Origin of the sequence: Tepidimonas sp., from assembly GCF_029335975.1 — a bacterium.
In the GTDB taxonomy this organism is placed as follows: domain Bacteria; phylum Pseudomonadota; class Gammaproteobacteria; order Burkholderiales; family Burkholderiaceae_C; genus Tepidimonas.
On the sequence record NZ_JARJMT020000132.1, the window covers coordinates 1 to 10,097 of the forward strand.

Below are 10,097 nucleotides of genomic sequence, written 5' to 3' on the forward strand. Positions count from 1 at the left end.
GTGGTGACGATGCAGGGCGTGGGCGTACAGCTGCGGCGGTTCTGGCGCCATCTTTGGCTCGATGAGCGCGCCAGCCGGCGCTGGCTCGACGATGCAGCGGCCGAGCGGCTGCGTCGCCGCATCGAGGTCAGCGAAACGCACCACCGCGGCGAGATCCGCGTCTGCGTCGAGGCCAGTTTGCCGCTGCGCTGGCTGTGGCCGCCGGCCGATCAGGCAGCCATGGCGGCACGGGTGCGCGAGCGGGCGCTGGCCTGGTTTGGCCGCCTGCGCGTCTGGGATACCGAAGACAACGCCGGCGTGCTGATTTATTTGCTGCTGGCCGAGCGCGCCATCGAGATCGTCGCTGACCGTGGGCTGGCGCGCCGTGTCTCGCCCGCGCAGTGGACGGCCGTTGTCGATGACTTGCAGGCCACGCTGTGCGCCAAGCGGCCCGAGGCTGGCCTGGCGGCCGCGATCGATGCGGTCGACCGCTGGCTCTGTCACCATTTTCCGTCCGCAGGGAATCGCCCCAATCCGAACGAATTGCCAGATGGCATCATTCGAGTGTGACGTCAGCGTTGCAACCTGCGGCATACTCGAGCCAATTCCCATCGCAAGTCGGAACCGCTCATGGCCAATTCTGACGCATCCTCCGGCACGGATGACGTGTTCGTCTGGGACGACACGCTTTTGACGGGTCTAGACGCTGTCGATGCGCAACACCACCGCTTGGTGGGCCTGTTCAACGCGCTCAACCGCGCCATGTTCCACGGCCGGGCGCTCAGCGCAAACGAGCAACAGGCGATCTTCGATGAGTTGGTTGCCTATTCCCGCTATCACTTCGAAGACGAAGAACGCTTGATGGCTGAAGCCGGCGTCGACCCGCGCCACCGCGAGCTGCACGCCCGCCTGCACCAAGAGTTTGTCGCGCAGGTGCGCTCGATGTGGGATGCGCGTGGCCACCTGCGGCAACTCGGCGATACGTTGATGGGCTTTCTCACTTCGTGGCTGGGCCTGCATATTCTGGGGGTGGACCAGGCGATGGCCCGTCAGATGGCGCGTATCCGTGCGGGCGCCAGTCCCGCCGAAGCGTGGGCGCAGGAGGAAGATCCGCTCGACCGCCGCGTGGCCAACCTGCTGCGCATGGTCGGCCAGCTCTACCATGTGCTGGCAGCGCAGAATCAGGATCTGCTGGAGGCCAACGCCCGGCTGGAGCAACGCGTGCGCGAGCGCACTGCCGAGCTGGAGGCGGCCAACCGCCGGCTGGAGGCGTTCTCGCGCATCGATGGCCTGCTGGGCATTGCCAACCGCGGCTATTTCGATCAACGCTTGCGCGAGGAGATTGCACGCCACACGCGGCAGGCCCGGCCGCTGGCGATCGTGATGTTCGATGTGGACCATTTCAAGCGCTACAACGACCACTACGGCCACCAAGCCGGCGATGCCTGTCTGCAGGCGGTGGCGCGCGCGCTCCAAGGCGAGATTTATCGCGCGCCCGACCTGCTGGCCCGCTATGGGGGCGAGGAACTGGTCGCCTTGCTGGTCGATACCGACGCCGGCGGGGCGCGTGTGGTGGCCGAGCGGGCCGTGGCTGCGGTGCGCGCCTTGGCGCTGCCCCATGCTGCCTCCCCCACGGCGCCGGTGGTGACGGTCAGCGCCGGGGTGGGGAGCATGGTGCCCCATGCTCCTGACGATGGCTCGCGGCTGCTGCGCCTGGCTGACGCCGCCTTGTATGCGGCCAAGCGCGCTGGCCGTAACCAAGCGGTCGTCGCCCCATCCGAGGATCCCGACGCAGCGCGTCCGCATTCGCTCTGATCCGGTCACGGCTGCCGCTACTGCGCCGCCAGGGGCGGTATGGCTTCCTACAATGTGGCGCCAATGCCGCATTGGCCCCGCCCGGGTGGCCGCGCGGCGCTCAGGAGATCCCCCTATGGCTGAAACCGCTTCGGACCAACGCGAGCAGCTCAAGCGCGCCGCACTCGACTATCACGAGCACCCTACCCCCGGCAAGCTGGCAATCGCCGCCACCAAGCCCCTGTCCAACCAGCGCGATCTGGCGCTGGCCTACTCGCCGGGCGTCGCCGCCCCGTGTGAGGAGATCGTCGCCGACCCGGCCAACGCGTTTCGCTACACCAGCCGCGGCAATTTGGTGGCCGTCATCACCAACGGCACCGCGGTGCTGGGGCTGGGCGACATCGGCCCGCTGGCGGCCAAGCCCGTGATGGAGGGCAAGGCGGTGCTGTTCAAGAAGTTCGCCGGCATCGACGTGTTCGACATCGAGATCAACGAAAAGGACCCAGACCGGCTGGTCGAGATCATTGCGGCGCTGGAGCCGACTTTCGGCGGCGTCAACCTGGAGGATATCAAGGCGCCGGATTGCTTCTACATCGAGCGCAAGCTGCGCGAGCGCATGAAAATCCCGGTCTTCCACGACGACCAGCACGGCACCGCCATCGTCGTCGGCGCGGCGCTGCTCAACGGTCTGAAGGTGGTGGGCAAGCGCATCGATCAGATCAAGCTCGTCACCTCGGGCGCCGGGGCGGCGGCGCTGGCCTGCGTCCAGTTGCTGGTCAAGCTGGGCCTGCCGCGCCAAAACATCTGGGTGACGGACCTCGCCGGCGTGGTCTACGAAGGTCGTACCGAGCTGATGGACCCCGACAAGGCGCAGTTTGCGCAGAAAACCGACGCGCGCACGCTGGCCGAGGTGATCGAGGGTGCAGATGTATTCCTAGGCCTGTCGGCTGGCGGCGTGCTCAAGCCCGAGATGGTGGCCCGCATGGCGGCCCGGCCCCTGATCTTCGCGCTGGCCAATCCGGCGCCGGAAATCCTGCCTGAGCAGGTGCGCGCGGTGCGCGACGATGCTGTCATGGCCACAGGCCGCACCGACTATCCCAACCAGGTCAACAACGTCCTGTGCTTTCCGTACATTTTTCGCGGGGCGCTCGACGCAGGCGCATCCACCATCACCGACGAGATGGAAATCGCCGCGGTGCATGCGATCGCTGAGCTGGCGCAGGCCGAGCAAAGCGAGGTGGTGGCTGCGGCTTATGCGGGCGAGAATTTGGCGTTTGGGCCGGAGTACCTCATCCCCAAGCCGTTTGATCCGCGGCTGATGATGAAAATTGCGCCGGCCGTGGCCGAAGCGGCGGCGCGCAGCGGTGTGGCGCAGCGTCCCATTGCGGACTTGGATGCCTACCGCGAGCGGCTGCAGAGCTTCGTGTTTGCGTCCGGCACGCTGATGAAGCCGGTCTACGCCATCGCCAAGCGGGCCCAATACAAAAAGGTGGCTTATGCCGAGGGTGAGGAGGAGCGGGTGCTGCGCGCGGCACAGGTGGTCGTGGACGAAGGGCTGGCGCGGCCCACGCTCATCGGCCGCCCAGCCATCATCGCCCAGCGCATCGAAAAATTTGGCCTGCGCTTGCGCGAGGGCACCGACTACGACGTCGTCAACGTCGAGTACGACCCGCGCTACCGCACCTTCTGGCAAACATATCACCGCCTGATGGAGCGGCGTGGCGTTACCGAGCAGATCGCCAAGATCGAGATGCGGCGGCGGCTCACGCTCATCGGCGCGATGCTGCTGCGCTATGGCGATGTGCACGGCCTGATCTGCGGCACCTGGGGTACCAGCCCCATGCATCTGCACTACATCGACCAGGTCATCGGCAAGCGCCCGGGGGCCCACGCCTATGCGGCGATGAATGCCATCTTGCTGCCTGGCCGTCAGGTGTTTCTGGTGGACACCCACGTCAATTACGACCCGAGCGCCGAGCAGCTGGCAGAGATCACGCAGATGGCCGCGCGCAAGATCATGCGCTTTGGCATCACGCCCAAAGCGGCCTTGCTGTCGCACTCCAATTTCGGATCATCCGATCAGCCCAGTGCCGTCAAGATGCGGCAGGTGCTGGCCCTGCTGCGCGAGCAAGCCCCGTGGCTGGAGGTGGACGGTGAGATGCACGGCGACGTGGCGCTGGACGGTGCGGCGCGACACGCCATCATGCCGCGCAGCACTTTGACGGGCGAGGCCAATTTGCTGGTCTGTCCCAACATCGATGCCGCCAATATCGCCTACAACCTGCTCAAAACGGCGGCGGGCGGCAACATCGCCATCGGACCGATGTTGCTTGGCGTGGCCAAGCCGGTGCACATCCTGACGGCCAGCGCGACGGTGCGGCGCATCGTCAATATGACGGCGCTGACGGTGGCCGAAGCCAACGTCGGCCCTCGTGCGGTGGGCGCGGCGCATGGGCCCGCCGACGCGCACTCCAGCACGGCTGCCGATGCCTGACACCGCCCGACGCCGTGCCGACAACAGGCGGTCGACCACAAGCCCGCCCGCTTGTCAAGATCTTGCAATCTGGGGGCGCTTCGGGCACACTTGCGCGCTTGATTCGGGTTAACCCCAAGAGAGGATCGGGTGCGTCGACTGAAGCGGGGGTGGCTCGCGGCGCTGTCGGCGGGGCTGTTGGGCTTGGCCCTGCTGGGCGCAAGCGGTGCCGCTGCACGGACCGAAGCGCCGCTGCAAGATGCCCCAGGCATCGCACAGGTGGCGCTGGCCGAATTGCCGGCCGAAGCGCACACCGTCATGCGCCTGATCCGCCAGGGGGGACCTTTTCCATATGAGAAGGACGGCACGGTGTTTTTCAACCGCGAGCGATTGCTGCCTGCCCAAAAGCGCGGGTATTACCGTGAGTACACGGTACCCACCCCCGGGCTGCCCCATCGGGGCGCGCGTCGCATCGTCTGCGGCGGTTGGCAGCCGACCGTCCCCGACGCCTGCTACTACACGGCCGACCACTACGCGAGCTTTCGCCGCATCGCCCCGTGAATCACCAGGCCTCATCGACGCTCCACTTTTCCGATCTCATCGATCTTCCACTTATTCCGATGACCATGGAACAGCCGCTGCGCAACGTACGAACCAACATTGTCCAGTCGATTCGCGCCTTCACGGTCAAGGACCTACAGGCCGCGGCCGAGGCGCTGGGTCACCATTTCCTCTATGCCAACTTGGCCTCTGCGCTCAACAAGCAGGACATCCTGGACCTGATCTCGCAGCAGTACCAACTGCCGCCGCACAATGGCAAAAACCTGGATGCGCTCTACGACTGCCTGACCGACACGGTGTACAAATCGGGGCCGCAGACCGGCTTCGTCGTCGTGCTGGAGCACATTCCCACCAGCCCCAAGTTCGACAAAGAGGCGCGCGAGCAACTGCTCGACGTCTTCCGCGATGTGGCCGACTTCTGGGCCGAGCGCAAGGTGCCGTTCCGTTGCTTTTACTCGTTTTCGGTGGCACGCGCGCCCAAGCCAGCCGATCTGGAGTCGAGCGACGAGCCGCTGTTGACCGACAAATTGGTGGATGTCAGCCCGCAAGCGCTGCGCATGAGCAGTCCGTTCAATGCCGGCTACTGGCTCAGCGCGGCTTGACGATCGGCGCCCCCGCCCAGGGCGCCGGGCGGGGCTGAATCAGCGCGGCGCCCCCAGCGCTTGGGCCAGAGCCATGTACTCGGCCACGGGCACCTCTTCGGCACGGCGCTGCACATCGAAGGCACCGTCAAAGCCCCGCTCCTCCAGCCAGCGGCCCAGGGTGTGGCGCAGCAGCTTGCGCCGCTGCGAAAACGCCACCTGCACCAGTTCCTCCAGCAGTGTGGGATCGAGCGCTGCGGGCTGCGGCCGGGGCTCCATGCGCACCACGGCGCTGTCCACGCGCGGCGGCGGGTCGAACGCCTCGGGCGGCACGAACAGCACCTCCTCCATCGCGTAGCGCCACTGCAGCATCACGCTCAGCCGACCGTAGGCCGCGCTGGCCGGGGCAGCCACCATGCGGTCCACCACCTCTTTTTGCAGCATGAAGTGCTGGTCCTGCACCCGGTCGGCCCAGCGCAACAGATGAAACAGGATGGGGGTGGAGATGTTGTAGGGCAGGTTGCCGACCACGCGCAGCCGGCGCACCGCCGCGCACGGGTCGTCAGTGCAACGCGCGGCCAGCGCGCCGAAGTCCACGGTCAGCACGTCGGCCTCCACCACCTCCAGATGGGGGTGGCGGCGCAGTCGGGCCGCCAGATCGCGGTCCAGCTCGATGACGGCCAGCCGCCCCAGCCGCTCGACCAGCGGCTGGGTCAGGGCAGCCAGCCCGGGACCGATTTCCACCATGCAGTCGCCCGCCTCGGGGTCGATGGCGCGCACGATGGCGTCGATGGTGGCCGGATCGGTCAGAAAATGCTGGCCGAAGCGCTTGCGCGCGCGGTGCCCGCTCATACCGCCTGGGTCGGTGCGTGCGCTCACTGCGGTGGCTCGCGATACTCGACATAGGCGCGCCCGCGCAGCTCGCGCACCTGTTCTTCGAACGCCTCGTCGGCCTTTTGCTGGCGCAGCAAAGCGCGTACCGCCTCGCGCATGTCACGCGGGCTGCGCTCGACCTCGCGCCGCTCCTGCACCTCGATCAAGTGCACGCCAAAGCGCGTCGGCACCGGCGCGGAGACCTGGCCCGGGGCAAGCGCGTCCATCGCCTGCTCGAACTCCGGCACGAACAGGCCGGGCGTGGCCCAGCCCAAGGCACCGCCCTCGCGGGCCGAGCTGTCCTCGCTAATCTCGCGCGCGGCGGCCTCGAAGGTGGTCTGCCCGCTGACGATGCGCTCGCGCAGGGCCTGCAGCCGCGCTGCGGCGTCGCGCTGCGCGGCCTCGTCCGTTGCGCGCAGCAGGATGTGGCGCACCCGGGTCTGGGTCACGGTCGGCTCGGGCAGGTTGACATCGCGTTTGCTCACGACCTGCAGGACGTGAAAGCCGGCGCCGCTGCGCAGTGGACCGACGATGTCCCCGGGGCGCGCGTTGCGCACCGCTTCCCAGAACAGGGTGGGGTAGCGGTCCGCGCGCCGCAGGCCCAGGCGTCCGCCGTTGGCGGCTTCGGGCGCTTGGGACAGGCGCCGGGCCAGGGCGGCGAAGTCCTCGCCGCTGCGGGCCCTTCGCGCCACGTCCTCGGCCGCCGCGCGCGCGCGCGCCTCTTGCTCGGCACTGGCCTGCTCGGGCACAGGGATGAGCACCTGGGCCAGCTCCAGCGCGGTGCGCGCCGGGTCGGTGCTGCCTTGGTGTGTGCGCAGGTAAGCGTCGATGTCGCCCTCGGTCACGCGCACGCGGCCTTCCTCGCGTTCGCGCAGGCGCTGCAGGGTCAGCTCGTTGCGCAAATTGGCGCGAAAGGCTGCCGGCGTCAGCCCTGCCTGCGGCAGGCGCTCTCGCAATTGCGCGACACTCAGGCCGTTGCGGCGGGCCACTTCGGCTTCGGCAGCATCCACGGCGGCCTCCTCGATCCGGATGCCGCTTTCGGCCGCGAATTGCAGCAACACCTTTTCGTCGATGAGCTGTTCCAGCACCTGGCGTGCCAGGGCCGCGCGCTCGGCAGCAGGCGCGTTGGTGGGAATGTCGATGCGCGCCAGACGCGCCCGCACGTCGGAGGCGGCGATGGGCTCCCCGTTGACCAGCGCGACGATGTAGTCGGCCGTGGCCGACGTGGCCAGCGTGGCAGGCGGCGTTGGCTGGGCGGTCGCCGCCAGCGGAGCGATCCACAGGATGGCGCACAGCACATGGGCCGCGGCGCGGGTGATCGGCGTCGGTTCATTCATAGCGTTCGAATCGGCTCGGCGGATTGAGGTCCTCGCGCAGGTATTGATAGCGCGGCACTTGCGTGCGCAAGGTCTGCAGCGGGTTGCTGCCCAAGCGAGAAAAGCCCGAAAACTCCAACTGGAACAGAATGCGCTGATTGGCGCTGCTGCGGCTTTGTTGCAGCCGCTCCAGCACCACGCGGCCGATCCAGCACCCCGCATCGTATTCGAGGCCCGCCACCAAATCGATGACGCGCCGGTCGGTAAAGCTGTAATTGACCCGGCCAGCGCCGTACCACTGCCGCGGTCCCAACGCCCGGCCCGGTACCGCCGCCGGCAGCCCGCCACTGCCCAGCGCGGCCAGGGGCCACTGCCAGCCCAAATCGAGCTGGCGGCTGCGCGCGACGGTGGTTTCATTGTTGCGGTAGGCAGCGCTCAGCACCTGATAGGGGCCGGGCATGTAGCGCGCCGACAGCAGGGTGCGCACCGAGGTGCGGCGCGCGATGTTGTACTGCCAGGTGCCACCGAACGACCACTGCGGGGTCCAGTTGATCGTGGTGCCGATCAGGATGTCGCTGCGACCTTCAGCGGCCGCGGCTTCATTGGGCAAGGTCACGCGCTGGTCTTGCAGGCGCAGGCGTTGGGCCGCCCCCAGCGTGGCCAGCTCAGCACCGCTGTCCGGGGCGTACAGCCGTGTCGTCAGCCCGTAGGTGAGCGTGCGCAGATCGGCAATACGGTCATGCCCGCCGTACGGGTTGGGCGAGAAGATGGTGGCAAGGTTGAAGTCGTAGGCGGCGCTGTCGTACACCGGCAGCAGCCGCTGGTCGCGGTAGGGGGTGGCGGCCAGCAGCACGCGCGGCTCCAGCGTCTGCACCACGGCCCGGTCGAGCAGCGTGGCCTGTCGTTCGAAGACCAGCCCCGTATCCAGTGCAAGCGTCGGCAGTGCGATGCTGACGTGGCGACGACCGTCGCCCAGTGCCTGCTCGAAGCGGTATTGCCGCGCGTGCCACTGCACGCTGGGCTCGACATACCCGCCGGGGGCCTCCCAGCGCCGGCTCAGTCGCACGATGCCCAGCGCGCGCGTGCCGTCCAAGTCGGTGCGCTGGTCGCCGGCCGAAGCCCCGTCCCACACAGCCGGCACCCGGTCGGTGGCAAAGCGCGTCACATCCAGGTCGGCGCTCAGCCGCCAGCCGTCCAAGCCCGCCAGCGCAAAGCGCCCCGGGCGGTAGCGCAGCGCCACCGATGGCAGCCGGTCGTAGGGGGCAACGATCTGCTCGGAGGTCGGCGGCGCCAACGTGCGCGCAGCCCCCAGGGTCTGCCAGCGCTGGGCGGTCAGGCTGTAGCTCCACGGGCCGACCCCGCCGCTGAGCACGGCCTCGTTGACCAGCAGCCGCTGGGCCAGGTTGGTGATGATGCTGGTGCGCGGAAAGTCGCGCCAGTAGTCGTCGTCGCTGACGCGGTTGAGGTTGAGCCGCAGGCCGGCGCCTGGCAGCGCCGTCAGCCCGGGCAGCGCCTGCTGGTGCAGCACCGCAAGCGCCCAGCGGTCGCGGTTGCGCAAGCGGTCGTTGGCCATCCAGGCCGCGCGCACCTGGCCGGCGTAAGCAGGCTCCAGGTATCGGTATTCCCCGCCCAAGTCCAGTCCGCGCTTGGTCATCAGCGTCGGGTAGAGCGTGGCGTCGCGGTTGGGTGCCAGGTTCAGGTAGTACGGGACGGTGGTCTCGAAGCCGCTGCGGTTGTCCAGGTTGAGCGTCGGGGGCAGCACGCCGCTCTTGCGGGCGTCCGACAGCGGAAAGCTGATCCACGGCGCCGCCAGCAGCGGCACGCCCTGGAACTCCAGCCGCCCGCCGATGGCCACGCCGGTTTCCGTCGCCTGATCGAACTGCACCTGATCGGCCGTCACAGCCCAGGCCGGCGTCCAGCGCCCGCTGGAGGGACGCTCGCAGGTGCTGTAGCGCACATTGTGGGCGATGGCCCGGTTTTCGTCCAGAAACTCCACCCGGCTGGCTTCGCCTTGCCCCCCGGTGCGCAAAAACTCGAAGCGCACCGCGTCGAAGCGGCCCTCGAACGTGTCCAGCTTGAGCTGCAGCCGATCGCCCTCGTACACATTGCCTTGGCGCTGGATGCGCACCCGCCCGCTGGCAATCGCCGTGTCGTCCGCGGCGCTGTGTTCCAGCCGGTCTGCGCGCAGCGTCAGGTCGTGCCGGCGCAACACAGCACCGCCTTCGACCGCAGTGTAGGCATCCGTCTGGCCTTGGATGCGCTCGCCCTCCACCACCGTCGGGGTCTGGCCGCGCAGGTTGGGGGGCAATTGCTCCAGCAGCGTCAGCGACGGCTGCAACACCAGCGGCTGGGCGCCGGCGGCCGTTGCCAGCCCACACAACCCCACCACCCAGCCGGCGCGGCGCAGGCGCTGTCGCGGCGGTGCGCCGGGCGCGGGCGAGGCGGGGGTGGCAGAGCGCTTGAGCACGGTCGAACGGTCAGTCGGCGGTGGCATTCGTAGAATGCTGCCGATTATCCATG

7 protein-coding genes and 1 pseudogene are annotated in these 10,097 nt (G+C 68.2%); 5 read left to right on the top strand and 3 right to left on the bottom strand.

The window, feature by feature from the left end; all coding sequences use genetic code 11:
• The 5 genes and pseudogenes from P3W97_RS07130 to P3W97_RS07150 form a co-directional block, all read left to right on the top strand.
• On the top strand, nt 1-549 hold a 549-nt coding region (locus tag P3W97_RS07130), incomplete at its 5' end, for a TPM domain-containing protein (RefSeq protein ID WP_367184604.1).
• Between the two features lie 60 nt (nt 550-609).
• The gene (locus tag P3W97_RS07135) at nt 610-1,794 is read left to right on the top strand and encodes a diguanylate cyclase (RefSeq protein ID WP_300845183.1); all 1,185 of its coding nucleotides are present in this window, start codon (nt 610-612) and stop codon (nt 1,792-1,794) included.
• Nucleotides 1,795-1,909: 115 nt separating this feature from the next.
• Nucleotides 1,910-4,267 (top strand): NADP-dependent malic enzyme, encoded by a 2,358-nt coding sequence (locus P3W97_RS07140; RefSeq protein WP_300845185.1) that lies wholly within the window; start codon nt 1,910-1,912, stop codon nt 4,265-4,267.
• A gap of 129 nt (nt 4,268-4,396) precedes the next feature.
• Nucleotides 4,397-4,807 (top strand): ribonuclease domain-containing protein, encoded by a 411-nt coding sequence (locus P3W97_RS07145; RefSeq protein WP_300845187.1) that lies wholly within the window; start codon nt 4,397-4,399, stop codon nt 4,805-4,807.
• A gap of 59 nt (nt 4,808-4,866) precedes the next feature.
• A pseudogene (locus P3W97_RS07150) lies at nt 4,867-5,268 on the top strand (barstar family protein); the annotation flags it as partial.
• A gap of 180 nt (nt 5,269-5,448) precedes the next feature.
• Here P3W97_RS07150 and rsmA read toward each other — a convergent pair.
• Genes rsmA through P3W97_RS07165 form a run of 3 tightly spaced genes read right to left on the bottom strand, consistent with a single transcriptional unit; the run spans nt 5,449 to nt 10,044 of the window.
• Nucleotides 5,449-6,240, bottom strand: a complete 792-nt coding sequence (rsmA, locus tag P3W97_RS07155) for a 16S rRNA (adenine(1518)-N(6)/adenine(1519)-N(6))-dimethyltransferase RsmA (RefSeq protein WP_300845199.1) — start codon at nt 6,238-6,240, stop codon at nt 5,449-5,451.
• Between the two features lie 23 nt (nt 6,241-6,263).
• Complete coding sequence (locus P3W97_RS07160; protein ID WP_300845191.1) at nt 6,264-7,598, bottom strand: peptidylprolyl isomerase; 1,335 nt, start codon at nt 7,596-7,598, stop codon at nt 6,264-6,266.
• On the bottom strand, nt 7,591-10,044 hold the full coding sequence (locus P3W97_RS07165; protein ID WP_300845194.1) for an LPS assembly protein LptD: 2,454 nt from the start codon (nt 10,042-10,044) through the stop codon (nt 7,591-7,593). The genes P3W97_RS07160 and P3W97_RS07165 overlap by 8 nt, the downstream gene beginning before the upstream one ends.
• Nucleotides 10,045-10,097: the final 53 nt, after the last annotated feature.

Excerpts from the sequence above, each read along its gene's own strand:
- P3W97_RS07135 (WP_300845183.1), top strand. The coding sequence starts at position 610 with ATGGCCAATTCTGACGCATCCTCCGGCACGGATGACGTGTTCGTCTGG.
- P3W97_RS07140 (WP_300845185.1), top strand. The coding sequence starts at position 1,910 with ATGGCTGAAACCGCTTCGGACCAACGCGAGCAGCTCAAGCGCGCCGCA.
- rsmA (WP_300845199.1), bottom strand. The coding sequence starts at position 6,240 with ATGAGCGGGCACCGCGCGCGCAAGCGCTTCGGCCAGCATTTTCTGACC.
- P3W97_RS07160 (WP_300845191.1), bottom strand. The coding sequence starts at position 7,598 with ATGAATGAACCGACGCCGATCACCCGCGCCGCGGCCCATGTGCTGTGC.